At 64.7% G+C, this 24,065-nt stretch carries 21 protein-coding genes and 1 tRNA gene; 12 read left to right on the forward strand and 10 right to left on the reverse strand.

What is annotated here, in order from left to right:
• The first annotated feature begins 143 nt into the window (after positions 1–143).
• Entirely contained in the window at positions 144–1,274 is a 1,131-nt protein-coding gene (locus tag XH85_RS03040; RefSeq protein WP_128930682.1) for an ROK family protein, read from the forward strand.
• Positions 1,275–1,655: 381 nt separating this feature from the next.
• Here XH85_RS03040 and XH85_RS03045 read toward each other — a convergent pair whose 3' ends face one another.
• Positions 1,656–2,519, reverse strand: a complete 864-nt coding sequence (locus XH85_RS03045; protein ID WP_128930683.1) for an alpha/beta fold hydrolase — start codon at positions 2,517–2,519, stop codon at positions 1,656–1,658.
• 136 nt (positions 2,520–2,655) lie between these two features.
• On the opposite strand from XH85_RS03045, the gene XH85_RS03050 reads away from it, so the two are divergent.
• Positions 2,656–2,745, forward strand: a tRNA-Ser gene (locus tag XH85_RS03050).
• Between the two features lie 3 nt (positions 2,746–2,748).
• On the opposite strand, the gene XH85_RS03055 is transcribed toward XH85_RS03050, so the two are convergent.
• Positions 2,749–3,648 carry a LysR family transcriptional regulator gene (locus XH85_RS03055; RefSeq protein ID WP_128930684.1) on the reverse strand — a complete coding sequence of 300 codons (900 nt, stop codon included), beginning with the start codon at positions 3,646–3,648 and terminating at the stop codon, positions 2,749–2,751.
• A 116-nt stretch (positions 3,649–3,764) separates the two neighbouring features.
• Between XH85_RS03055 and XH85_RS03060 the strand changes: the two genes are divergently transcribed.
• Together XH85_RS03060 and XH85_RS03065 are read left to right on the forward strand one after the other, a co-directional pair.
• A complete protein-coding gene (locus XH85_RS03060) occupies positions 3,765–5,405 on the forward strand; it encodes an FAD-dependent oxidoreductase (RefSeq protein WP_164940257.1) in 1,641 nt (546 codons plus the stop codon).
• 71 nt (positions 5,406–5,476) lie between these two features.
• Entirely contained in the window at positions 5,477–6,457 is a 981-nt protein-coding gene (locus tag XH85_RS03065; protein WP_164940258.1) for a Bug family tripartite tricarboxylate transporter substrate binding protein, read from the forward strand.
• A gap of 118 nt (positions 6,458–6,575) precedes the next feature.
• Here the strand turns inward: XH85_RS03065 and XH85_RS03070 are convergent, their stop codons facing one another.
• Positions 6,576–7,586 (reverse strand): Bug family tripartite tricarboxylate transporter substrate binding protein, encoded by a 1,011-nt coding sequence (locus XH85_RS03070; protein WP_128930687.1) that lies wholly within the window; start codon positions 7,584–7,586, stop codon positions 6,576–6,578.
• A gap of 518 nt (positions 7,587–8,104) precedes the next feature.
• Between XH85_RS03070 and XH85_RS03075 the strand changes: the two genes are divergently transcribed.
• Both XH85_RS03075 and XH85_RS03080 read left to right on the forward strand, forming a co-directional pair.
• Positions 8,105–9,376 (forward strand): DUF2157 domain-containing protein, encoded by a 1,272-nt coding sequence (locus XH85_RS03075; RefSeq protein ID WP_128930688.1) that lies wholly within the window; start codon positions 8,105–8,107, stop codon positions 9,374–9,376.
• Positions 9,373–9,987, forward strand: a complete 615-nt coding sequence (locus XH85_RS03080) for a GDYXXLXY domain-containing protein (protein WP_128930689.1) — start codon at positions 9,373–9,375, stop codon at positions 9,985–9,987. Before XH85_RS03075 ends, XH85_RS03080 begins: the two co-directional genes overlap by 4 nt.
• Before the next feature lie 4 nt (positions 9,988–9,991).
• On the opposite strand, the gene XH85_RS03085 is transcribed toward XH85_RS03080, so the two are convergent.
• Entirely contained in the window at positions 9,992–11,359 is a 1,368-nt protein-coding gene (locus XH85_RS03085; RefSeq protein WP_420837925.1) for an aminotransferase-like domain-containing protein, read from the reverse strand.
• A 162-nt stretch (positions 11,360–11,521) separates the two neighbouring features.
• Between XH85_RS03085 and XH85_RS03090 the strand changes: the two genes are divergently transcribed.
• Positions 11,522–12,382, forward strand: coding sequence for a DMT family transporter (locus XH85_RS03090; protein WP_128937076.1), 861 nt, complete (start codon positions 11,522–11,524; stop codon positions 12,380–12,382).
• Between the two features lie 131 nt (positions 12,383–12,513).
• Here the strand turns inward: XH85_RS03090 and XH85_RS03095 are convergent, their stop codons facing one another.
• The 3 genes from XH85_RS03095 to XH85_RS03105 all read right to left on the reverse strand — a co-directional run bounded on the left by XH85_RS03095 (position 12,514) and on the right by XH85_RS03105 (position 16,081).
• On the reverse strand, positions 12,514–13,722 hold the full coding sequence (locus XH85_RS03095; RefSeq protein ID WP_128930691.1) for an EAL domain-containing response regulator: 1,209 nt from the start codon (positions 13,720–13,722) through the stop codon (positions 12,514–12,516).
• A gap of 291 nt (positions 13,723–14,013) precedes the next feature.
• Positions 14,014–14,439, reverse strand: a complete 426-nt coding sequence (locus XH85_RS03100; RefSeq protein WP_164940259.1) for a hypothetical protein — start codon at positions 14,437–14,439, stop codon at positions 14,014–14,016.
• Positions 14,440–14,917: 478 nt separating this feature from the next.
• Positions 14,918–16,081 (reverse strand): hypothetical protein, encoded by a 1,164-nt coding sequence (locus XH85_RS03105; protein WP_128930693.1) that lies wholly within the window; start codon positions 16,079–16,081, stop codon positions 14,918–14,920.
• A gap of 311 nt (positions 16,082–16,392) precedes the next feature.
• Here XH85_RS03105 and XH85_RS03110 point away from each other — a divergent pair, with 311 nt between their 5' ends.
• Positions 16,393–17,016, forward strand: coding sequence for a LuxR C-terminal-related transcriptional regulator (locus tag XH85_RS03110; RefSeq protein WP_128930694.1), 624 nt, complete (start codon positions 16,393–16,395; stop codon positions 17,014–17,016).
• Between the two features lie 43 nt (positions 17,017–17,059).
• Here the strand turns inward: XH85_RS03110 and XH85_RS03115 are convergent, their stop codons facing one another.
• The 3 genes from XH85_RS03115 to XH85_RS03125 form a co-directional block, all read right to left on the reverse strand.
• The gene (locus tag XH85_RS03115) at positions 17,060–17,308 is read right to left on the reverse strand and encodes a hypothetical protein (protein ID WP_091893184.1); all 249 of its coding nucleotides are present in this window, start codon (positions 17,306–17,308) and stop codon (positions 17,060–17,062) included.
• A 230-nt stretch (positions 17,309–17,538) separates the two neighbouring features.
• The gene (locus XH85_RS03120) at positions 17,539–17,916 is read right to left on the reverse strand and encodes an Hpt domain-containing protein (protein WP_164940260.1); all 378 of its coding nucleotides are present in this window, start codon (positions 17,914–17,916) and stop codon (positions 17,539–17,541) included.
• A 152-nt stretch (positions 17,917–18,068) separates the two neighbouring features.
• Positions 18,069–18,776, reverse strand: a complete 708-nt coding sequence (locus XH85_RS03125; protein ID WP_128930696.1) for a Crp/Fnr family transcriptional regulator — start codon at positions 18,774–18,776, stop codon at positions 18,069–18,071.
• 660 nt (positions 18,777–19,436) lie between these two features.
• Here XH85_RS03125 and XH85_RS03135 point away from each other — a divergent pair.
• From XH85_RS03135 to XH85_RS03150, 4 genes are all read left to right on the forward strand, one after another.
• On the forward strand, positions 19,437–19,919 hold the full coding sequence (locus XH85_RS03135) for a response regulator (protein ID WP_128930697.1): 483 nt from the start codon (positions 19,437–19,439) through the stop codon (positions 19,917–19,919).
• A gap of 411 nt (positions 19,920–20,330) precedes the next feature.
• Positions 20,331–23,111 (forward strand): hybrid sensor histidine kinase/response regulator, encoded by a 2,781-nt coding sequence (locus XH85_RS03140; RefSeq protein ID WP_128930698.1) that lies wholly within the window; start codon positions 20,331–20,333, stop codon positions 23,109–23,111.
• A 21-nt stretch (positions 23,112–23,132) separates the two neighbouring features.
• The gene (locus XH85_RS03145) at positions 23,133–23,606 is read left to right on the forward strand and encodes a chemotaxis protein CheW (RefSeq protein ID WP_128930699.1); all 474 of its coding nucleotides are present in this window, start codon (positions 23,133–23,135) and stop codon (positions 23,604–23,606) included.
• A 32-nt stretch (positions 23,607–23,638) separates the two neighbouring features.
• The gene (locus tag XH85_RS03150; protein WP_091897857.1) at positions 23,639–24,025 is read left to right on the forward strand and encodes a response regulator; all 387 of its coding nucleotides are present in this window, start codon (positions 23,639–23,641) and stop codon (positions 24,023–24,025) included.
• The last annotated feature ends 40 nt before the right edge of the window (positions 24,026–24,065 follow it).

Genomic DNA, 24,065 nt, shown 5'->3' on the forward strand with positions numbered 1-24,065 from the left:
CAAGGAAAAGCGAGCGAAAACGGTCAGGATTTGAAGGATTTGGACCCATTCCGGTGTATGGGCCGAATCTGCGGCCGACTTGAAACCAACGGGTTCCCTCCCCGTTGTGTCCTCGCAAATCGGACACGCGGGCAAGGGCTATCATGGCAGCAGACCAGCTGGTCAACACGACGGGCATCGCCCAGCACGGGGCGAGCCGCCTGCCGTCGGTCGACGTCGACAGCTTCAACATCGAGCTCAAGGACGACGAGGGCTTTCTGGGTGACCGCGCCAGCAAGGGCGCGTTCCGCGAGATCCTCGAAGAGTGGCGCAAACCGCTGCGCAAGAGCGGCGAGGATCCCTTCGGCGACGAGCCGTCCGACAAGATCAGCAAAAAGGCCCTCGATGCCGTTCTGGTCGGCGACGACACCGAGGCCACGGCCGTCGTGCATAGCGCGATCGAGGATTTCGCGCAGGAGCTCGCTTACGTCACGCGGCGGTTCCTCAAAACCAAGTCCTGGGCCAAGACCGACTGCATTGTGGTCGGCGGCGGCTTTCGCGCGAGCCGGCTCGGCGAAATTGCCATTGCCCGGGCCGAGATCATCCTCAAGTCGGAAGGCTTCCAGGTCGATCTGGTGCCAATCCGATTCGACCCTGACGATGCCGGCTTGATCGGAGCCCTGCACCTCGCGCCGTCCTGGATTTTCGAGGCCTATGACAGCATCCTCGCGGTCGACATCGGTGGAACCAACATCCGCTGCGGGATCGTGGAGACACGCTGGAAGAAGGCGCCCGATCTGTCCAAGGCCGCGGTCTTCAAATCCGATCTGTGGCGCCATGCCGATGATGAGCCGAGCCGCGAGGCCGCGGTGAAGCGGCTGGTCAAGATGCTCGAAGGGCTCATCGAGGATGCCGAAGCTGAAGGCTTCAAGCTCGCGCCGTTCATCGGCATCGCCTGTCCCGGCGTGATCGATGCGGACGGCTCCATCGAGAAAGGTGCGCAGAACCTGCCCGGCAATTGGGAGAGCAGTAAGTTCAACCTGCCGGCGAGCCTCGTCGAAGCCATCCCTGAGATCGGCGAGCACGACACCGCGGTCGTGATGCACAATGACGGCGTGGTTCAGGGCCTTGCGGAAGTGCCGTTCATGCAGCACGTCGATCGCTGGGGCGTGCTCACCATCGGCACCGGCCTTGGCAATGCGCGTTTCACCAACCGCCGCAAGGAGGGCGCCAACGGAAAAGACCGGGATTCCACGGAGAACGGCAAGAAAAAGGGCAAGAATGACAAGGAGTAACCTTGACCGGTTAGGTTAAGGGGCGGATTGCGTTGCGCGATGCGGGCTGCACGCTAGGGTCGAATCGTCGCTTCACTCGGCCGGCGAAGCCGCCCTTCCCGGTCAGTATTTCAATGAGCGGCAAGGGACCGCCAGTGTTTACCGCGTCTGGCGGTCCCACCCCGTTTTTCTGACGCTTGCTCCGCCTCTCCCGCTTGCAGGAGAGGCGGACGCGCCCCGCGCGATGCGAAGCATCGTCCCGCGCGCGGCGGGTGAGGGCTCTCGCCGCGTCGGGACGTCCTCAGCAATCCAACAATCCCATTGTGGAAACACCCTGTCCCCGACCTCTCCCGCAAGCGGGAGAGGGAGTGCACCTCCATCATCGCACGAGCTCCCCTTGATTCAGCTCCAGCCGATGCGCTGAAAGAACGCCGCGATCTCCACGGCCGCGCGATCCGGATCTTCCCGATGCGGGAAGTGCCCGACGTCCGGAAACATCGCCAGATCGAGTTCGCTGAAGGTTTCGCCGAGCCGATCGGTCCAGGCATAGGGAAACAACGGGTCGTGCTCGGCCCAGCGCACGCAGGTCGGCACGTTGATCGGCGGCAGGCGCGGCGCCTCACCCTTCATCATCGCGATGCGCCCGGCATGCGAGGCGCGATAATGCGCAAAGCCGCCGGCGAGATTGCCGTCCTTGAGGAAGTTGTCGGCGAAGGCGTCGAGCACGTCGTCGAAGGCATTTTTCCGGTGCGCCCAGCCTTTGAGGAAGTGGCTGATATAGAGCCGGCAGGTCTCGCGGCTGGCGCCGACCAGTGCCGGGGCCATCTCCATCTGCTGAAAGGACTGGTACCAGATGTGGTTGAGCCTATCGGGGGCCGCCATGCGCGGCCCGATGCCGGGATAGACGAAATCGAAGAAGAACAGCCCGGTGAGCCGTCCCGGTGCCTGCCGGGCCAGGGGCTGCATCACGGCGCCGCCGACGTCATGACCCACGACGCCGAATCGGTCGATGCCGAGCCCGTCCATCAGCGCCAGCATGTCCGCCGCATGGCCATCCGGCCCGTAAGGGCCATCGGGCTTGTCGCTGTCACCAAAGCCGCGCAAATCGGGCGCGATCAGCATGAAGCGATCCGAAAGCCTAGATATCACCGACTCCCAGGTCCGCCAGAATTCCGGCCAACCATGCAGCAAAAGCAGCGGTTTGCCCCGTCCTGCGCGAACCAGGTGGAAATCGGCGCCATTGGCCGCGATCGTCAGATGCTCCACGGCGGTTCCTTTCGGAATGAGAGGGAAGGGATGAAACAGGCGGCGGATTTTCGCCTTTCGCGCCTTGTCTGGCCGGCCATCCTCGCCTATTACACGCCCCGACCACAGGGGTTCCTACCTCTTATCGGCACCTTCAGGAGAGGTGGCAGAGTGGTTGAATGCACCGCACTCGAAATGCGGCATAGGTGCAAGCCTATCGGGGGTTCGAATCCCTCCCTCTCCGCCATTATCAAGTAGATCGCTCCGCTAGCACCGTCCTCGCCGTCGCCACAAACGCTTGCGCCGCCGGCGAGAGAGTTCGTCCCTGGCGCTGTAGCAGCGATACCGGGCGGGTGATGGCCGGGCGCACCAGCGGCTTCGCGATCAGCGTCGGGAATTGATCGGCCGGTAGCATCGTTGCGGGAAGGATGGCGAGGCCGAGGCCCTGCGCGGTCATGGCGAGCGCGGTGTTGATCAGCGTCACTTCATAGGTCGGCGAGAGGCGCTTGCCCTGCGCGCCCAATGCCTGATCGATCTGCATGCGGATCCGCGTCTCGCGCCGCATTGCAATCGTCGGGAGCTGTGACAGCTCATCCCATGTCAGCGCGCGCCGCGCAGCGAAGTCGGCGGTGCGGCGGCCGATTGCGCTCAGGCGACCGCGGGCCAGGGTCTCGACCGACATCTCCGCGATCTCGCCCTCCACGCTGCCGATCGCGAACTCTGCATCGGTTGCAATCATGCGCGGAACGAGATCGTCCGCGGCAACGTCGCGCATGTCGATCTCAATGTCCGGATAGCCTGCGCGGAATTTCGCTAACACCAAAGGCAGCAGCGCCGATGCGGCGCCGGCTGACGCGAGGAACACGACGCGACCTGCGCGCGCCTGCGCGAGGTCATGCATGCGCCGTGACAGTCCTTGTGCATCGCTGAGCATCCGTTCGGCGGCATGAAAAGCTTCGTCGGCGGCCAGCGTTGGCTGCACGGACCGCGTGGAGCGATCGAACAGCCTGACGCCAAGTTGGACCTCGAGCTGCTGGACCAAGAGGCTCGCCGCCGATTGCGTGATCCCGAGCTCGCGCGCGGCCCGCGTGATGCTGCGCGTCCGGTACACGCCGGTGAAGGCTTGCAGCTGCCTCAAGGTGACATTCATAGGCAATGCTCATGAATTGATGAGTTCTTTCTGGCTTATCTCATAAGCGACCCTGCAATAAAATGCATGCTGCGTGGACAGGGAATCCGCGGGTGAAGCATGGGATGGAAACGAGCATGAGGACACAGGTGCTGGTGGTGGGCGCCGGGCCCGTCGGATTGACCGCGGCGATGGATCTGGCCTCGCGCGGGATCGACGTCGTCGTCGCGGAGATCCGCCATGCCGGCGATCCGCCCAGCGTCAAATGCAATCACGTTTCGGCGCGCTCGATGGAGATCTTCCGCCGGCTCGGCGTCGCCGCAAAGCTGCGCGACGCAGGCCTGCCGGCCGACTTCCCGAACGATTGCTCCTACAGGACCACCGCGACCGGCATCGAACTTTGCCGCATCGACATCCCCTCCCGCGCGCGCCGTTACACCGCAACCGGCGGTCCCGACACCTGGTGGCCGACGCCCGAGCCGCCGCACCGGATCAACCAGGTCTATCTCGAGCCGATCTTGTTTGGCCATGCCGCCGCGCAGCCGCGCATCACCATTTTGGCGCGCACGGAAATTACGGACATCGAACAGAACGACGGCCCTGTGATCGCGATAGGTCGCAACCTCGACAGCGGAAACCCGCTCCGTATCGAAGCCAACTTCGTGATCGGGTGCGATGGCAGCCGTTCGCTCGTGCGGAAATCGATTGGCGCGAGCCTGTCCGGGACGCCGGTCATCCAGCGCGTGCAATCGACCTATATCGAAGCTCCGCAACTCAAGGAACTGATGGGAGCGCACAAGCCTGCCTGGATGGTGCTCTCGCTCAACCCGCGGCGCTCCGGCACCACGGTTGCGATCGATGGTCACGACCGCTGGCTGATCCACAATCACCTGAAGCCCGACGAGCCCGAGTTCGATTCGGTCGATCGCGACTGGGCGATCCGCGCCATTCTCGGCGTCGATGCGCGCTTCGAATACCGGGTCCTTAGCAAGGAGGACTGGGTCGGGCGCCGGCTGGTGGCCGATCGCTTCCGCGATCGCAGGGTCTTCATCTGCGGCGACGCCGCGCATTTGTGGATGCCCTATGCCGGCTACGGCATGAATGCGGGCATTGCCGACGCCGTCGACCTCTGCTGGCAATTGGCGGCGCATCTGAACGGGTGGGCGCCGGCTTCAATTCTCGACGCCTATGAAGCGGAGCGCCAGCCCATCACCGAACAGGTGTCGCGCTTTGCGATGGACCACGCGATGAAGATGATGGCCCAGCGCGGCGGCGTCTCAGCGGAGATCGAGGACGCCACGCCGCGCGGTCACGCGGCGCGCGCAGCGCTGGCCAGGGCGGCGTACGATCTGAACGTGCAGCAATATTGCTGCGCCGGCCTCAACTTCGGCTACTACTACGATGCCTCGCCGATTATCGCCTATGACGGTGAGACCCCGCCGGCTTACGCGATGGGAAGTTTTGCGCCTTCCACCGTACCCGGCGCCCGCGCGCCGCACCTCTTCCTGCGCGACGGCCGATCGCTCTACGATGCATTCGGGCCCGGCTATACATTGCTGCGGCTCGATCCGGCGATCGATGTGGCACGATTCAAGTCTGCCGCGGAGGAACGCGGTATGCCGCTCACGCTGGTCGACATCGCGCCGGACGAGGCGAACGGTGCCTATGCCGAGAAGCTGGTGCTGGTGCGGCCAGACCAGCACATCGCCTGGCGCGGGCAAGTCGCGCCCGACAATCCGCAAGGCTTGCTGGCACGCATCACCGGCGCGGCGGCGTAAGGCGACATCAAGCTGCCCGGCCGACCCGTCTGGTTGGGACTCACAAACAAGAACGGACTGAGGAGGGAAATGTGTTTCACGCTGCGAGGCGCCGCATTCTGGCCGTGCTGACGGCCGCGACTTTCGCCGTGCTGCCGCTGGGGGGCGTTGAAGCGGCCTATCCGGAGCAATTGATCAAGATCATCGTGACCTTCCCGCCCGGCGGCAGCGCCGATACCGTGATCCGCGCGCTCGAGCCGCTGGTCACCGCCGAACTCAAGCAAAGCCTGGTGATCGAGAACCGCGCCGGGGCAGGGGGCAACATCGGCATGGCCGCGGTCGCGCAAGCCAAGCCGGACGGCTATACGCTCGGTGTCGCGCCGGCAGGCAGCCTGACGGTGAATCCGCACCTCAATTCGTCAATGCCGTTCGATCCCAGGGATCTCGCGCCGATCACCCTGCTTGCGGAGATTCCCTTTGTGCTGGTGGCGTCTGCAAACGTGCCCGCGCACAATGCGGCGGAGACGATCGCGCTCGCCAAGGCAAAGCCAGGCGCGTTGTCGATCGGACATGGCGGCAACTCGACCGCCATGCATCTGACGGCAGCGCTGTTCGCGCAGAAGACGGGGATTAATATGGAGCTGGTACCCTATCGCGGGACCGCGCCGGCGACGGTCGATGTGCTCGCAGGGCACGTCCCGTTCGCTGTGCTGGATATCCCCGCATCGCGGCAGCTGATCCTCGAAGGCAAGCTCAACGCGATCGGCGTCTCCTCGGCGCGCCGTCTTGCATCCCTCCCTGACGTGCCGACTCTTGCCGAGAGCGGGATCGCGGGTTTCGAATCGGTCGGCTGGTTCGGTCTCGTTGCTCCGGCCGGGACGCCTGCGGATGTCGTCGGCCGACTGAACGAAGCCTTCACGAAGGCCCTGAAAGACCCGTCGGTGGTCGAGAAGATCCGCACCCTCGGCGCAGAGCCCGCGCCGACATCGCCTGAGCAGTTCGGCCGCTTCATTCAGGGCGAAAGTGCGAAATGGGGCAAGCTGATTGGCGAGGCCGGGATCAAGGCGAACTAAAGCGCGATGCGATGAGGATGAATCGTCATCGCGCTTTAGGTTGTTGTTTGAGCATGATCTTTTCGGAAAACCGCTGCGCACTTTGCGCTCACGCGGCCCTTCGGGTCCGGATCATGCTTTAACGCGCGGCGATGCCCGCGCTCTCGATCACCCGCTTGTAGCGTGCGGTCTCCTCGACGATGAACGGCTCCATCTCGGCCGGCCCCTTGTCGGCGATCGACACCTGGCCGTTGGTGGCGAGGTCCGCGACGATGGCGGGGTCGGCGAGCACGGCGGCCAGCGCCTCAGAGAGCCTGCCCACGATTCTCGGGTCGGTTCCGGCTGGGACCGAGACCCAGGTCGAGCCGACACTGACGGCGTCCGGGTAGCCGACCTCGAGCACCGTGGGCGCGCCGGGCAGCGCGGCCAGCCGCGCCGTGCCGGTGGTGCCGAGCACCTTGACCTTGCCGGTGTCGATCAGCGGCCTGAGCACGGTAAGGTAGTCGAAGGAGACGTCCAGGATGCCCGACATCATGTCGGTCATCTGGCTCGAGCCCGACTTGTAAGGCACGTGGGTCAGCTTGATGCCGGCGGCAGCCTGGAACATCTCGCCGGCGAGGTGCTGGGCGGTGCCGGGGCCGGGGGAGCCGAAATTTACCTTGCCCGGGTTGGCCTTCGCGTACGCGACGAACTCAGCCAGCGAGTTGTAGGGCGCTGCCGCGGTCGCGACGAGGATCTGGTTCGACGAGCTCACGCCGCGGACGTGGACGTAGCTCTTGAGCGGGTCGTAGTTGAGCTTCGCCAGCCCCAGGTTCGGCTGGATCGTCATAGGCCCGCCGGAGGCGTAGAGCACGGTGTAGCCGTCGGGCTGGGCCCGGGCAACGAACTCCGTCCCAATGGTCCCGCCAGCGCCGGGGCGGTTCTCCACCACCACGGGCTGCCCAAGCCGCGTCCGCAGCAACTCCGCGATCTTGCGCGAGACGAGGTCGGTGACGCCGCCGGCCCCGAACGGCACTACCCAGGTGATCGCGCGGTTCGGCCAGGATTCTGCGGCCGTCTGAGCCCCCGCGGCGCCCGCCTGGAGCGCCAGCGTCGTCGCGGCGACGAGGCACAAGAGCGCTCTCATCACCTTGGCGGCGATGCCTTCCATGGTTGCAGTTCTCCCTCGCTGCCGTGTGGCCGTTTATGGCCATGTTGACTGAAAGTTACAGCTGTGAGTCTCTTCCAACCATCGGCGCAATCTGAGCATCTCTTTTGCAGAATATGAAAAGATGGATGAATTGCCTTCAGGTCGTGGAACTGTTCGTCATCATGGGTCCGCGAGGGCAGCTTCTCGGCGGCGGCCCGCCGCGCCGGGCTCTCGCCGACCTTGGTGTCGCTACATCGGCGAGCTCGAAGCGCAGTTCGGCGTGCAGCTATTCAACTGCAGCATCTGATCGGACGCATCGGTCGCGATCTCTCGCCGGCTGCGCGCTTCAGCGCGGCATACTTGCGGGCGCTCAGCCGATCCGCGACCGCAAGCTCGCCGGCTGACGTGTCGTGCAGCAACCGTCTATGCCCTCTGCAGACAGTGCGGTCTTGAACCCGCCATCGGCGGAATCCGACCAAGCAACATCCCGCCGGCTGACTGGCGGCAGCCGCCCGCCGGCAGTTAGGTGATCCCAGACGATGTTCGACAAAACCTACCGGCAGCGCCTCGAAACCGATCTTGCGCAATGGGAGGCCGATGGCGTGATCGCGCCGGCGGTTGCCGCCTCCATCCGCAATGCACTGCCGCCGCTGCCGGCCGGCATCAACATCGCCGTGGTCGTCGCCATCGTCGGTGGTCTGTTGATCGCGGCGGCTTTCCTCGCCTTCGTCGCCGCGCACTGGACCGAGATCGCGCGGCTGTTGCGGTTCGTGATCCTGCTTGCCGGCATGGTCGTCGCAGGCGGTCTCGGGGCGTGGTTCGCCAGCGCGGGACGCACGGTTCTCGCCGATCTCTGTGCCAGCATTGGCGCGATCATCTTTGGCGCGGGCATCGCGCTGGTCGGCCAGATGTATCATCTCGGCGAGGACTTTGCCGGCGGCATGCTGCTGTGGTCGATCGGCGCATTTGCCGGGGCACTCTTGACCGGTTCGCGCGGTGCGCTCGCGGTCGGTCTCGTGGCCGCCTCGATCTGGACCTGCTTGCGGACTTACGACACGCCGGACGCCCTGCATCTTCCCTTTGTGGCAGTCTGGCTCATCGCCGCCGCGACGGCCTTCGCATGGAATTCTCGCGTGGCGGCGCATCTCGTCGCGATCGCGATGCTGCCGTGGTGGATCGCGACGTCGCTCCGCTTCGAACTCGATGGCGCGCAGCCATCATTCCTGCTTGCGAACGGCGCGGCGCTGTTGTTCGGCGCGGGGCTCGCGATCGCCGCATCGCCGTCGCCGAGGGCGCTCCGCCTCGGGAGCGTTCTGTCGATCTACGGGGCGTTTGCGTTGGCCGGCGTTGCCTTCCTCGAGGTGACGACAGTCGACGACATCGTTAGCTTCCGGACCGGCACGGTGCCAGCTCAACCGCTTTGGGCGATCCTGAGCGGGATTGCGGGTGCAATCCTTTCTCTCGCATCCGCCGGGATCACCAGGCGCGCCGGTGAAGTCCTGGCAGCATGCGCCATCGGGCTCGTGCTGCTCGCCGCGCCGATCTGGCCGGCATCTGCGGCCGGCGAGCCCTGGTTCGCCTATGCCGCGCTGCTCTGCGCCATGCTGTGCCTCGTCGTCTCCGGCATGCTCGATGAGGTGCGTCCGCGAATCGTTGCCGGCTGGCTCGGCATCGCCGGCGTAATCGCGGGCATCACCTGGGCCGTGAAGGGCTCGCTGCTGGGCCGCTCGGCCTTCCTTGCGGCGGCCGGAATCATCGCCGTCGGATTTGCGACCGCGCTCAATCGCATGCTGCCGAGGGCTGCGCGATGATCAAACTGGCCGCATCAGTCACAAAAATCTGGCAGCGCATTCCGAAAGCCGTGCTGTTCGGGGGCGCCGTCCTGCTTCAATGCGTGCTGCTGGTCCTGATGGTCGCCGATCGCATGCAGATCCTGCGCGAGGGCCATGAGGTGACCTTGCAGACGCAGCCGGTCGATCCCCGCGATCTCCTGCGCGGCGACTATGTCGTGCTCCGCTATGAAATCTCGCAAGTGCCGGCCGGCGCGCTCGCCGGCAAGCCGGCCGCCGAACGCAATGCCGTCGTGTTCGTCAAGCTCGCGCCCAATGCCAGCGGCCTTTACGAGGCCGTCTCGGTGCATGCCGAGCCTGTCCCGGTCACGGCGCCTGAAGTGCTGATCCGCGGCCGCGTCGGCTATTCGGGGGGCGCCTGCGGCACAAACGGCCGCACCTTCTGTGACAAGCTGACGATCAAATACGGTCTCGAAAGCTATTTCGTGCCCGAAGGCGAGGGCAAGAAGCTCGAGCAGGCCCGCAACCAGCAGAAGCTGCGGGTCGTTGCCGCGGTGCTGCCCTCGGGCCGCGCCGCCATCAAGCGGCTGCTGCTCGACGGCGAGCCGGTGTATGAGGAGTCTTGGTACTAGGCGTCTATCGTTCGGTGCCCGCCTTCAACGCCCGCCGCAGCACATCCCACATCCTGGGATCGCCCATCTGCGCCACGTTGAACCGCATGAAATTCGATGCCGTTTGCGACACGCTGAATACATTGCCCGGTGCCAGCACCACATCCTCTTCGAGTGCGGCGCGCGCGACGGCCGTGGCATCCTGGCCGCCCGGAAGACGGCACCAGAGGAAGAAGCCGCCGCGCGGCGTCAGCCACGGCTCGATGCCGAGCGCCTGAAGCTTGCGCGCGACGTCGCGCCGGGCGCGCATCAGCCGTTGCCTGAGCTCGTCCATGTGCTTGCGATAGCTGCCGCCGGCCAGCACCTTTGCGATGATCTCGGTCGCGACCGGGCTTGAGCCGCCGAAGCTGGTTGCGACCTGGAGATCGACGAGATGCTCGATCCAGTCGGCGCGCGCGGCGATATAGCCGCAGCGCACCGAGGCCGATAGCGTCTTGGAGAAGCTGCCGATGCGGATCACGCGGGCGAGACCGTCGAGCGCGGCAAGGCGCGGCGAGCGCTCCGGCTCGAAGTCGCCGAAAATATCGTCCTCGACGATCGTGAGGTCGTGCGCGGCGGCCGCGCTCAGCAGCCGATGCGCAGTCGGAAGCGACAGCGTCGCGCCGGTCGGATTGTGCAGCGCTGAATTGGTGATGTAGAGCCGCGGCCGTTCGCTGGCGAGGACCTGCTCGAAGCTTGCGACGTCCGGACCCGATGGCGTGTAGGGCACGCCGACGATCTTCGCCTGGTGCGCCCGCAGCAAGGCGCGAAAATTAAAGTAGCAGGGATCATCGACCAGCACGGTGTCGCCGGGACGGAGCAGGAAGCGGCAGACGAGATCGGCACTTTGCGTGCCCGAGCCCGTGAGCATGAGCTGGTCGACCGACACCTCGATCGCATCTTCCGCAAGACGCGTAAGCAGCAGCCGGCGCAGTGCCGGCGAACCGCGCGTGCCGCCGTAGTCCGCGAATAGAGTCGCATGGGTCCGCGCGAGCGCGCGGATAGCGCGTCGCAGCGCCGCCTCCGGCATCCACTCCGGCGGCAGCCAGCCGCAGCCGGGCTTCAGCGCGGTCGTGTCTGCATCGAGCGACTGCCGCGAGACCCAGAATGGATCGACCTCCCGGTCGCGGCGCGGCTCGACCTCGGCAAGCGTAAGCGGCGGCATGACCGTCGGCGAGACGTAGAAGCCCGAACCGCGACGGGCACGGATCAGCCCTTCCGCGGCCAGGCGGTCATAGGCCTCGACGATGGTGGAAGGCGAAACCCCCATCGTCGCCGCAAGGCTGCGGATCGATGGCAAGCGGTCGCCGGTATTGAGCGTGCGTCCGGCGACCTTGGCGCGGATCGCGCTCATCACGTCGGTGGTCCGCGTGCCGCCCCGTCCCTTCGTCTGCGTCTCGCCGTCCAAGCTGTATTGCCTTCCATACCCATACAGTTTTGTCGGATTGTACTGGATTGTCCCTGGTCTTGCCATCGCTGGAGGACGAGGGTCGTCACGCAAAAGGCGGGAATGGACATGCAATCTGCGGGCAGCGGCTGGGGCAATGGGCTTCTCGGCGTCATCATCTTCAGCGGCTCGCTGCCGGCGACGCGCGTGGCGGTCGGCGGCTTCTCCGCGCTGTTCCTGACGTCCACGCGCGCGGTCATTGCGGCGTTGATAGGCCTGGCCGTGCTTGGCTTGCTCCGTCAGGCGCGACCGGCGCGGCACGATCTCGCCTCACTCGCCATCGTCGCCATCGGCGTCGTGGTCGGCTTTCCCTTGCTGACCGCGCTCGCGCTCCAGCACATCACTTCGGCGCATTCGATCGTCTTCATCGGCCTCTTGCCGCTATCGACCGCGATCTTCGGCGTCTTGCGCGGCGGTGAGCGGCCGCAGCCGTTGTTCTGGCTGTTCGCCGTCCTCGGCAGTGCCACCGTCGCGGGCTTTGCTCTGTCGAATGACGGCTCAGCCTCGCTCAGCGGCGATCTCCTGATGGTGGCCGCGATCGTCTTATGCGGTCTCGGCTATGCCGAAGGCGCCGCGCTGTCGCGCCGCCTCGGCGGCTGGCAGGTGATCTCCTGGGCGCTGCTGCTGGCGCTGCCGCTGATGGTGCCCGTCGCGATTTGGACGTGGCCGCCGACATGGAGCGGCGTCAGCGCGCCCGCCTGGATTGGGCTCGCCTACGTCTCGATCTTCAGCATGTTCGTCGGCTTCATCTTCTGGTATCGCGGGCTTGCGCTCGGCGGCATTGCGCGTGTCGGCCAGTTGCAACAGCTCCAGCCATTCTTTGGCCTGGCGCTTGCCGGCCTGTTGCTGCGCGAGTCGGTTGCCTGGAGCATGATCGTCGCGACCGCGCTCGTGGTCGTCTGCGTCTTTTTCGCGCGGCGGTTTGCGTGATGATGGCCGGCTAGTCCTGCCTTCGGCACGGCAAGAGCGCGAGTGCTCGGACTGCCCAAGCAGGCCCGGCGAACGCGCGCGAGATCAATGATTCTCGCGCGCGCCCAGCGACGCACGAGCCGCGAACGAGCTCACTCCATCACGGTTTTCGTCAGCGTCGAGCGGGCGAATTTCTTCAGCGGCATCGGCTTGCCGAACAGAAAGCCCTGCACGAGATCGAAGCCGAGCTCGTTCGCGCCGACGAGGTCGGCGCGACTCTCGATGCCCTCGGCGACCACGCGCGCGCCGTAGCCCTGCGCAAGCTCGACGATGTGACGGCACACCGTGCGCTTCAGCCGGTCGCTGCCGCTGCCGGTGACGAAGTGCCGGTCGGCCTTCATCATGACGAAGGGAATCTTGTCCAGGCCCATCAGCGCCGGCCAGTTGGCGCCGAGATTGTCGATCGCGAGGCCAATATTGTGCAGCCCCACCTCGCGGGCGACCTCGGTCAGGAGATCGAGATCGCGGGTCGCTTCTTCGCTGTCGATCTCGATGGTCAGCCCGCCGAAGGCCGGATGCGTCGGCACGCGGCGACAGAGATCGCGCACCGCCTGCGGCGCCTTCAGATAGGACGCCGGCAGGTTGATCGAGAGATCGACCGGGCTCTGCTGCTCCAGCAGATAGTGCCAGTCCTGCATGGCGCGCTCGATCACGAATTCCGAGAGATCGCGCAGATGCGGATCGTGCTCCTCGGGAATGAAATAGGCCGGCGGCACGACGCCCCAGGTCGGATGGCGCATTCGCACCAGCGCCTCGGCGCCGCTGCGGATCAGCGTGCGCGCGTCGATCTTGGGCTGGTACCAGAGCTCCAGCCAGCCGGCATGCAAGGCCTCGCCGACATGCACGGCCGGGCTCGGCGCCGGCTCCTCCGGCAGCAGCATCGCGACACGCTCGCGCAGCGTCTCCGCGGCAAAGGGCGTGGTCAGCGGCGGCAGCATCGCAAGGCCATATTCTTCGCCGACCTGCCGCACGGCCCTGACGACGATCGATTCGCGGGCGCCGACCGCCAGAACCTTCCCAGCGAAGCCCTCACGCACCAAGACCTCGAGGAATCTCCCCGGCTCGATGCCGTCGGTGGCGACACCGAGCAGGATCAGATCCGGCAATTCGGTGGCGAGCACGGTTTGCAGCTCGTCCGCGCTGGCGCATTCGCAGGTAACGAAGCCAAGATCCTCGAGCACTTCGCTGAGGAAGGCGCGCAAGTGACGCTTGCTGTCGGCCACGCAGGCGCGCGGCGTCACCTTTCGCCGTCCGAAGGTTACAGGCCTTCGTCCGACGAGTTCAACAATCCCATCGTTCATCAACACCACTCCCGTTCCGTGACGGTTTCTTAAACGCGGAGCGTGGGTTCAAATAAGGAGAGCGTCACGTCGCTGTTGAATTATTTGAGTAACGTTAAGCCCTGCAATTCGAGCTAATTTGTCGACAGATTCTTCGAAAAGAATTCGCATACTCCGGCACCGCACGCGCAACAGCTGCCAGCGCATGCGGAATTTCTCCCGCGCGATCGATGAAGGTGCGGCTTGCCGACGCCAGGCATCGAGCGATGCGGTTGCGTGGCCCTTCGCTGCAATGACAGGACGATTGGAGAATTAATTTCCGGCGGCTTTTTCGTGTTGTGCGACGCCGACTGCCTTGTAGTCATAGGTCGGATAGAATTCGGTGCGATAAGATCCCCAGGCCGTGTCCTCGATGACGCGGTTGACCTCGCGCAGCCGCGACGCCGGCAGGCGCAGCGTGATCACCTGGCCAACGCCCATCATCACATACCAGCTCACGACTTCGACGCCGGCCGGCGGAAACGCCTTGTAGAAGCCCTGCGTCTCGAGTTGCGCATTCAGCTCGTGCAGCGGCCGGGATTGATCGTGCTTGAAGAAGACGGTCAGCAGCACCGCGTTGTCGGCAGTCGGCGCAGCATTGCCTTGCGGCGGCGTCGTCTGCGCCAACGTCGTCGATGTGAGCGCGAGCGCACTCACGAGCAACGTCACCATCGTCAGGGTCCGTCGGTTCGATCTCATCGCGACCTCCTGCGGCTTGTTCCTTCGCAGCATCGGAGGATAGGAGCGACAGCTACGGCCGCGGAACTCATTTTCGCGCGATGCGGGCATGTTCCATCTGCGCTCGTGACAGTTATGCGACGATGCGTCCGCGCCTGTCGGCGCAAATGTGAAACACATCACATGCGCACTGCTGCGCCTGCGCTATTGCTCCGCACAGCCGGTGGTGGGCTGTCGAGGATACAGCAATGACGATGCGGCGAATGATGTATTGGTGGTTCAGATTCGTGCTGTCGGGGCGATTTCTCGATCGCTTCCTGTGTCTGCCGCGCGCGCATTAGAGCATGATCCGGAAAAGTGTGAAGCGGTTTCCCGAAAAGATCATGCTCAAACAAAGACCTAAAGCGCGATGACGATTCAATTCGATCTCATCGCGCTTTAGGGCATGATCACTCACCGATAACGCGAAAGCCCCTCGCGCTTTGATGACTGCGCGATATCAGGTCTGCCCGATCAATTTGCGAAACGCCGCCGCGCCGTCCTGCATCGCGTCGCGTCCCTTCCAGGCGAGATAGGTCAACTTGCCGCCGAGCGTATCGTGGCTGCGCAGGCGGCGCGATCCGAGAATGTGGCCGACGTTGGCGGGGAAGCGGCTGACCTCGGCGGACACCAGTGCCGCGATCGCGTCCATCAATTGCTGGAGGCGGATGCCCCACTCGCAATGTTCGATGTCATCGATGCGGACCTTGAGCGCATATTCGATGTCGTAGATCTCGGCGAGCAGGTCGCGCGCGACCAGCACGCGGTTGTGCCGGAGTGCGACCCGAAGAGCGAGGCGCTTGTCGTCGAGCCGGTCGAGCACCATGGGAACGACACAGGCATAGGGCGCGGCGGCGACGTCGGCGGCGCTCTTGGTTGCGGCAGCCTTGGTGGCAAGGCGCACCAATTGCCAGGGCGTCTTCAGGCGCCTTGCCACCAGTGCCAATGCGAAAGGCAGCGCGCGGGGATGGGACTTCCTGAAGGCGTCGAGTTGCGAGGTGATCTGGGCCACCTGGTTGTCATCGAACTTCGCGATCTGCTCGGGCAGTTTTTCGTCGAACTTCGGCAGCGCGGCGCCGGCGCGCAGCACGTCGAGCATCTTCATGACGTCGTCGAAGGCGGTGCGCGATGCCGTGTACTGCGCGAGCTTGGCGCGTGCGAGCTCGGTGCTGTCCGCCGACGCCAGGGTGCTCTCGAGGACCTTGAGGACCTTGGTCTGGAAGGTCGACGCGGTCTTCTGCACTTCCTTCGGATTGTTGGCGGCGACCTGGTCGTTGATCGCCTTGATGTAGTCGCGTGCCATGGTCGGCAGCAGGTCGCGGCAGATCCATTCCCAGATCGGGGTGAGGGTGTTGCGCGAGATCCGCCCCGCATTGGCGTGCTCAGGCGCGCCGTCGATCAGAAGCAGCTCGAGCGGCGCGAAGAAATAGCGCGAGGGGCTGGTGGCGCGCGCCTGGGTCGATCCGTCCTTGCGAAACTCGGCGCGCAAGCGCGACTGGATGTCGGCCGAGCCCGGCATGTCGATGCCGCACAGCTCGAGCCGCTCGAGTTCGCTGAGCAGACAGCTGCGCGACAGCGGCGTCAGCCTCTGCAAGAATTCCGACAGCCGATCGATCTCGTTCATGGCACGCAATCTTTCGCAGCGTTTCCCGCAGGCTTGCGGGCCCAATGCGTGGAGGCATTTGCGCGCTCTCAATCTCCCTAGAGAAGCAAGTCGCCGTTAATTAATCCGTAAAATCCGGGGGGCGGGCACGACGGGCGGCAGGCTTCGAGGATCTGAGCCGGAATCTCAACCTCTACGCGCCCGGGAACCGACCCGCGCAAGCATAAATTGTGCCGATGCCGCGGATTTAGCGCAAAACTGCCGAAATCACCGTAGTCTTACGGAGCAAAAAGTTAACCACAGACCGGCCCCCGTTCCGCTAAATGAGTGACATGGCGTCACAGAATGATACGGCCACTGATTCGCGGCCGTCGGAATGGTACGAAAGCAGCGCTGCTCCAGCTGAAGAGCCCGATTTCGTCCGCCTGAACGCCGCCCGTGCCAAGGCCGCCGACGAAATGGCCGCCGCCATTGCCCGCGAGCTCAACGGCCCCCTGACTGCGCTCCTGCTCTACATGGGCGAGATCAAGCATCACAGCGATCAGCTCGCGCCCGTCACCGGCGACCGCGCCTATTTGCAGCGCGTGGTGGAGAATGCGCTGGCGCAGACCGAGCGCGTTTGCGGCCTCGTCAAGCAGCTTGCCGGTCCTCACAAGGGCGGCCTGCCGATCCCATCCGGAACCGAGAACGCCGAAGCGCGGACCCCCCGCGTGCCGCTGCCGCAGCGCGTGCCCAGCGCCGAATTGATTGGCCTGTCCGGCCAGAAGCGGCTGACCAAGCGGGAGCGCGAGGTGCTGAGGCTGATCAGCGAAGGCTATTCGAACAAGCAGGGCGCGCTTCGGATGCAGATCAGTCCGCGCACGTTCGAAAGCCACCGCGCCGAGGCAATGCGCAAGCTCGGTGCGCGCAACACTGCGGACCTCGTCCGTGCGGCGCTGCTGCACTCGATCGATTGAGATTGATTGTTGCATTCCGCCCGGCTGGCGGCGCGGATCCCGCTCAGAAATAGTCTTCGGCAAAGGGACGCGTGCGTGATGCGGGCCGCAGCGGCTTGGGCTCGTCCTTCGGTGCGTTCGGGATGATCGTGATGGTCCAGCGGGGAGGCATGCTCGATTCCTGCTCGAGCACCGAGCGCACGAAGCCAGTCACCGTCGACTCGCCAGACTTTACCGTCGCCATCCGGCCGTTGAACTGAGCGATGCGGAAGCGACGGACTTCCTTCTGGTCCGCAGTCTCATAGGTGAACATGGAAACCCTCCTGGTTTCCCGCGACTATCGCCAGCTATGATTAGCCATCTGTGAAAATCCCAAGCCGTAGAAGTACGGCGGGAATACACGCGCGGATGGGTTAGAGCGTTTTCGACAACCGAAATGGCTCTAAAGCGCGATGAGATTTGGATGAATCGTCATCGCGCTTTAGGCTGTTGTTTGAGCATGATCTTTTCGGAAAACCGCTGCGCACTTTTCCGGATCATGCTCTAGCATTTCGGCTCCTGCGCGCGCGCCGCGGCGTAGGCGTCGTCCATCAGGTCCAGGAGATCGCCGAGCTCGGTGTCGTGAAGCGTCTCTACGGACTTCTCCAGCCGCAGTGCCAGCGCCGCGAGCCTCGCATAGCCGAACGTCCCGGCCGCACTCTTCAACGAATGTGCTTCGCGCGCGATCCTGGCCTGATGCTGCTCGCGCGAGAGCGTGCGGAACAGTTGCAGGCGTGCGCAGGTCTCGCTCCAGAACACGGCGCGCACCTCGCTGGCCCCGTCCTCGCCGATCTCACGCACCAGCGCCGCATAAGCATTCGGGTCGCGCGCGGGCGCGCAATCGAGCACTTTCTGCGCCGGCGCGGCGGTCACTTCAAACATGGCTTTGCCTGCCTCGATCACACTTCGATGCCGCGCGGGCCGGTATCGGTGCGAGGCCAGCCGTGTCTACGGCATCTGGATTTCAGTTCCGGAAGCAGGACGGCTCGTGTTTGCGGGCCGGCATTAGCCGTCGGTTTACCACGCGTGCGGGGTCAGCGCTGGCCGAGCAGCCGGTCGTATTGCGCCTTCACGGTGGCGTAGCATTCGCACGCGGTCTGGCGCAGGCCGTCCAGATTCAGGATCTGGATGTGTCCGCGGCTGTAGTGGATGAAATTGGCCTGCTGCAAGGTGTTGGCGACCAGCGACACGCTGTTGCGCCGCGCCCCGATCATCTGTGCCATCGCCTCCTGGGTCAGCAGCAGCCGGTAGTCGCCCGACAGGTCATGGGTGTGCAGCAGGCAGCGCGACAGCCGCGACTCCACTGGATGGGCGGCGTTGCAGCCCGCGGTCTGCTGGACCTGCGCGTAAACCGCAAGACCGTGGCGCGTGAGCAAGGTCCGCAAGCTGCTGCTCTGGTCGGCCGCGACGCGCAGCCGGTCGAGATCCATCACTGACGCGACCCCGGGAACCAGCACGACGGCCGTGTTCAACGCGCTTGCATCGCCCATGGTCGAGAGTGTCCCGAGCAGGCTGTCGCGGCCGATCATCGCGACCTGCACATGCTCGCCCTTGGCGAGCTTCACCACCAGCGAGATCACGCCGCGGTGGGGAAAATAGGCGCGCTTGAGCGTTTCGCCGGCCTCGACCAGCACCGCCTCATGGGGCAGATCGATCGCGCGCAGGTACGGGCGGATCAGCTCATAATCGTCTGCCGACAGCGCGGACAGGAAACCGTTGGATGGGCGGCCCGTCGTTTCCAAAGCTGCCTCCCGCCTTCTGCATCAGCAAAGTCGCCGCCGGCGAAATCGCTTCTTGCGCGAGTAAGTTCCATCATGTTCACGCCGGGATATATTGGCAATTGGGACAAAATGTCCGGCCCAAGACAGTTTCCCTGACCATTTCAAGTACGAGGGCGCGGCAGATTGAAATCTGCCGCCTCGAGCATTTGCAGCAACTGGTTGGGCGGGTGGCCTCTCGCGGTCATGCGGGTCAATCCGGCGCGTTCGATGTTCCGATCGGCGCCGCGCCCCGTTCGTCATGCAGTTGCGCGGCGACAAAAATATATTGTATAGGTTGTAGCGCTGTCCATATACCCGTTACAGGGCAGACAGCCTGTGGCATTTGCGGCGGAAATAAAGAGCGGCGCGCTGATTCGCTCCTGAGTTGTGCGCCCGTCTGCGAGGGTTGCGCAGGAAAAAGCGGCAAGGGGCCTTCATGAGCCGGAAGCATTGCATCCGTGCTGCCATCGGACGCCGGTCGACCCGCGCAGTCTCGCCCGCGAGTGCTTTCAGCCATCCAGCATTGCTCCGAACCATGGTGCCGTGCGGCCGCAAATTTCGCGGCCATCGTCTCCGTTCTCCCGGCGCCGCCAACCATCTTAGCGACGATCCATTTCTCGATCGAAACCAGAGGAGAAAGGCGTGTCCCATGGCTCGATGATTGAATTGCCGAAACGAGAAGCTCAAACGGGGAGGGAAGATCTGCGCCATATTCTCGTTGTCGACGACCACCCGATGGTGTGCATGGCCATCGAGATCTATCTCCAGCGCAACAATTTTCGGGTGACGATCGCCGAGGGAGGTGAAGCTGGACTGCGGGCCCTCGCATACGAACAGTTCGATCTGATGATCATCGATATCTTCATGCCGCATATGCGTGGGTTCGAATCGATCCGGACCTTCCATGAGCGGGCGCCCGCCATTCCGTTGATCGCGATGTCGGGCTACGCTTTCGCAAATCTGAATTCGCCCGAACCCGATTTCCTCCGGATGGCGCTGGAGCTCGGCGCCGAACGGTGTCTGCGCAAGCCGTTCACGCCGCACGCACTGCTCGCCGCCATCAACGATTGCCTGGCGGAGCATCGGCCCGACGCCGAGATTGCCTCGGTAACGCAGCTGGGTTAGCGCGGCACGAGCCGGACTGGCGACAAGGTAACGGTTCGTTTACCGAAAACGCGAATTTTGCGGATCGCGGCACAGCACGAAACGACCATCGCGAGAGCGCCCGCAACCGCGGGCCGAGTCCGTTCAATTCCACTCAAGGCCGCGCCTATCGTCCTTCACGAACGGGATTTTCTCGCGCGTGCCATGCGCCGTTATCGACGCGTCTACCTCACTCCTCGCTCCGTCGCGGCGCGGTGCCGGTTTTGCCGAAGCGTGTAGCCGAACGGCAAACTTGTCTTCAATATCCGTATTAGCACGGAGGCCGAAATTAACGGGACCGTGAAAAGGGATGTCTAACGATCGAAAAGAGGGCTTCCGTCGATTCCAAGCGCGGCGCAACGCGTCGAAGCCCAGATCAGTAAGGCGTACCTCATGGATGATCTGTTGCGGGAGTTTTTGACGGAGACCAGCGAGAGCCTGGACACCGTCGACAATCAGCTGGTGAAGTTCGAGCAGGAGCCGAACAACGCCAAGATCCTGGATAACATCTTCCGCCTGGTCCACACCATCAAGGGCACCTGCGGCTTCCTCGGCCTGCCGCGGCTGGAAGCGCTGGCGCATGCCGGCGAGACGCTGATGGGCAAATTCCGCGACGGCATGCCGGTGACCGGGCAGGCGGTGACGGTGATCCTGTCCTCGATCGACCGCATCAAGGAGATTTTGGCTGGCCTGGAGGCGACCGAAGCCGAGCCGGAAGGCAACGACCGCGACCTCATCGACAAGCTGGAGGCGATGGTCGAGCAGGGCATGGCGGCGATGGCAGCAGATCATGCCGCTCCCGTCGCCGACGCGCCGCCGCTGGCGCCGGAAGCCCCCGCCGCTGCGCCCACCAAGGAGATGACCACGGGCACGCTGATCGAACAGACGCTGGAGCGCCCGTTGCGTCCCGGCGAAGTCTCGCTCGACGAGCTCGAGCGCGCCTTCCGCGAGACCGCGATCGAAGCGCCGGTGCCTGCGGCGCCCGTTGCCAAGGCTGAAGCCAAGGCCGAGCCCGCGCCGGCGGCTGAAGCCCCGGCTGCGAAGGAAGCCGCCAAGCAAAAGCCCGCGCCGAAGAAGTCGATGGCCGACGAAAGTGCCGGCGAAGGCGACCGCATCGCCAACCAGTCGATCCGCGTCAACGTGGATACGCTGGAGCACCTGATGACCATGGTCTCCGAGCTGGTGCTGACCCGCAACCAGCTGTTGGAGATCTCCCGCCGCAACGAGGACACCGAGTTCAAGGTGCCGCTGCAGCGGCTGTCCAACGTCACCGCCGAGCTGCAGGAGGGCGTCATGAAGACGCGCATGCAGCCGATCGGCAACGCCTGGCAGAAGCTGCCCCGCATCGTCCGCGATCTCTCGAGCGAACTCGGCAAGCAGATCGAGCTGGAGATGCACGGCGCCGACACCGAGCTCGACCGCCAGGTGCTCGACCTGATCAAGGACCCGCTCACCCACATGGTGCGCAACTCCGCCGATCATGGCCTGGAGACCCCCGCCGAGCGCTTGGCGGCCGGCAAGGGCGAGCAGGGCACCATTCGGCTGTCCGCCTATCACGAGGGCGGCCACATCATCATCTGCATCGCCGACAACGGCCGCGGCCTCAACACCGAGAAGATCAAGGCCAAGGCGCTCTCCTCAGGGTTGGTCACCGAGGCTGAGCTGGAGAAGATGAGCGAGGCCCAGATCCACAAGTTCATCTTCGCGCCGGGCTTCTCGACCGCGGCCGCCATCACCTCGGTCTCGGGCCGCGGCGTCGGCATGGACGTGGTCCGCACCAATATCGACCAGATCGGCGGCACCATCGACATCAAGAGCGTGGCCGGCGAGGGAAGCTCGGTCACCATCAAGATCCCGCTGACCTTGGCGATCGTCTCGGCCCTGATCGTCGAAGCCGCCGGCGACCGCTTTGCGATCCCGCAGCTCTCGGTGGTCGAGCTGGTGCGCGCCCGCGCCAACAGCGAGCACCGCATCGAGCGCATCAAGGACACCGCGGTCTTGCGCCTGCGCAACAAGCTGCTGCCGCTGATCCATCTGAAGAAGCTCTTGAAGATCGACGATGGCGCCGCGTCCGATCCCGAGAACGGCTTTATCGTGGTGACCCAGGTCGGCAGTCAGACCTTTGGCATCGTCGTCGACGGCGTGTTTCACACCGAAGAGATCGTGGTCAAGCCGATGTCGACCAAGCTGCGTCACATCGACATGTTCTCCGGCAACACCATTTTGGGCGATGGCGCCGTCATCATGATCATCGATCCCAACGGCATTGCCAAGGCGCTCGGCGCCGCCGGCTCCTCGGCCCATGACATGGCCGACGAGAATGCGGCGCATCACATCGGCAGTGGCGAGCAGACCACCTCGCTGCTGGTGTTCCGCGCCGGCTCGTCCCAGCCCAAGGCGGTCCCGCTCGGGCTCGTCACCCGCCTGGAGGAGCTGCCGGCCGACAAGATCGAGTTCAGTAACGGCCGCTACATGGTGCAGTACCGCGAGCAGCTGATGCCGCTGGTCGCGATGGAGGGCGTCACCATCGCCAGCCAGGGCGCCCAGCCGATCCTGGTGTTCGCCGATGACGGCCGCTCCATGGGCCTCGTCGTCGACGAGATCATCGACATCGTCGAGGAGCGGCTCAACATCGAGGTCGGCGGCTCCGGTTCGGGCATTCTGGGCTCGGCCGTGATCAAGGGCCAGGCCACCGAGGTGATCGACGTCGGCCACTTCCTGCCGATGGCGTTCGCCGACTGGTTCACCCGCAAGGAGATGAAGCCGTCGCTGCACGCGCAGTCGGTGCTGCTGGTCGACGACAGCGCCTTCTTCCGCAACATGCTGGCGCCGGTGCTGAAAGCGGCGGGCTACCGCGTCCGCACCGCGCCGACCGCGCAGGAGGGCCTCGCCGCGCTGCGCGCGCAGAGCTTCGACGTGGTCCTGACCGACATCGAGATGCCCGACATGAACGGGTTCGAGTTCGCCGAACTGATCCGCTCCGACAACAATCTGGGGTCGATGCCGATCATCGGCCTCTCCGCGCTGGTGTCGCCGGCGGCGATCGAGCGCGGCCGTCAGGCCGGCTTCCACGACTATGTCGCCAAGTTCGACCGTCCCGGTCTGATCGCGGCGCTGAAGGAGCAGACCGCGGGCGCCGCCGGCGCCTCCGAGCTGAGCCGGGCAGCGGCGTAAGGGCGACAAGGAGATAGATCGATGAGCCGCAAGACCCAGTCCACCGAGGGCGCCATGGTCGAATACGTCACCGCGATGATCGGCGGCCAGCTGTTCGGCCTGCCGATCTCCCGCGTCCAGGACGTGTTCATGCCCGAGCGCGTCACCCGCGTGCCGCTGTCCTCGCGCGAGATCGCCGGCGTCCTGAACCTGCGTGGCCGCATCGTCACCGTGGTCGACATGCGCGCCCGGCTCGGCCTGCCCAAGGCCGAAGACGGCAAGGTGCCGATGGCGGTCGGCGTCGACCTGCGCGGTGAATCCTATGGCCTCCTGATCGATCAGATCGGCGAGGTGCTGCGCCTGCCCGAGGACGGCAAGGAGGAAAACCCCGTCAACCTCGATCCGCGCATGGCCAAGCTCGCCGGCGGCGTCCACCGCCTCGACGGCCAGCTCATGGTCGTCCTCGACGTCGATCGCGTCCTCGAGCTCGAAACCAAAGTGCAAATGGCTGCGTGAGCCAACCGAAACATCGAAACCGGAGAACCAAAATGAAAACGTGTTTGGTGGTCGATGATTCCAGCGTCGTGCGCAAGATCGCGCGCCGGATTCTGGAAGGCCTGGAGTTCGAGGTCACCGAAGCCGAGGACGGCTCGAAGGCGCTCGAAATCTGCCAGCGCAAGCTTCCCGATGCGGTGCTGCTCGACTGGAACATGCCCGTGATGGATGGTTTCGAATTCATGGGCCACATGCGTCGCCTGCCCGGCGGCGACCAGCCCAAAGTGGTGTTCTGCACCACCGAGAACAACGTGGCTCATATCGCCCAGGCGCTCAGCGGCGGCGCCAACGAATACATCATGAAGCCCTTCGACAAGGACATTATCGCCGACAAATTCGCTGAAGTTGGGTTGATCCCGGTCGGACAAACCATGGTCTGAGTGTGTCTGGCCCAAAGTGTTTGGGCCAGAGTGTTCCAGT

Source organism: Bradyrhizobium zhanjiangense, from assembly GCF_004114935.1.
GTDB lineage: Bacteria > Pseudomonadota > Alphaproteobacteria > Rhizobiales > Xanthobacteraceae > Bradyrhizobium > Bradyrhizobium zhanjiangense.

Coding starts and splice junctions, on each gene's coding strand:
- XH85_RS03040 (WP_128930682.1), top strand. CDS start 144: ATGGCAGCAGACCAGCTGGTCAACACGACGGGCATCGCCCAGCACGGG.
- XH85_RS03055 (WP_128930684.1), bottom strand. CDS start 3,648: ATGAATGTCACCTTGAGGCAGCTGCAAGCCTTCACCGGCGTGTACCGG.
- XH85_RS03060 (WP_164940257.1), top strand. CDS start 3,765: ATGAGGACACAGGTGCTGGTGGTGGGCGCCGGGCCCGTCGGATTGACC.
- XH85_RS03070 (WP_128930687.1), bottom strand. CDS start 7,586: ATGGAAGGCATCGCCGCCAAGGTGATGAGAGCGCTCTTGTGCCTCGTC.
- XH85_RS03075 (WP_128930688.1), top strand. CDS start 8,105: ATGTTCGACAAAACCTACCGGCAGCGCCTCGAAACCGATCTTGCGCAA.
- XH85_RS03080 (WP_128930689.1), top strand. CDS start 9,373: ATGATCAAACTGGCCGCATCAGTCACAAAAATCTGGCAGCGCATTCCG.
- XH85_RS03085 (WP_420837925.1), bottom strand. CDS start 11,359: ATGAGCGCGATCCGCGCCAAGGTCGCCGGACGCACGCTCAATACCGGC.
- XH85_RS03090 (WP_128937076.1), top strand. CDS start 11,522: ATGCAATCTGCGGGCAGCGGCTGGGGCAATGGGCTTCTCGGCGTCATC.
- XH85_RS03095 (WP_128930691.1), bottom strand. CDS start 13,722: ATGAACGATGGGATTGTTGAACTCGTCGGACGAAGGCCTGTAACCTTC.
- XH85_RS03100 (WP_164940259.1), bottom strand. CDS start 14,439: ATGAGATCGAACCGACGGACCCTGACGATGGTGACGTTGCTCGTGAGT.
- XH85_RS03105 (WP_128930693.1), bottom strand. CDS start 16,081: ATGAACGAGATCGATCGGCTGTCGGAATTCTTGCAGAGGCTGACGCCG.
- XH85_RS03110 (WP_128930694.1), top strand. CDS start 16,393: ATGGCGTCACAGAATGATACGGCCACTGATTCGCGGCCGTCGGAATGG.
- XH85_RS03115 (WP_091893184.1), bottom strand. CDS start 17,308: ATGTTCACCTATGAGACTGCGGACCAGAAGGAAGTCCGTCGCTTCCGC.
- XH85_RS03120 (WP_164940260.1), bottom strand. CDS start 17,916: ATGTTTGAAGTGACCGCCGCGCCGGCGCAGAAAGTGCTCGATTGCGCG.
- XH85_RS03140 (WP_128930698.1), top strand. CDS start 20,331: ATGGATGATCTGTTGCGGGAGTTTTTGACGGAGACCAGCGAGAGCCTG.
- XH85_RS03145 (WP_128930699.1), top strand. CDS start 23,133: ATGAGCCGCAAGACCCAGTCCACCGAGGGCGCCATGGTCGAATACGTC.
- XH85_RS03150 (WP_091897857.1), top strand. CDS start 23,639: ATGAAAACGTGTTTGGTGGTCGATGATTCCAGCGTCGTGCGCAAGATC.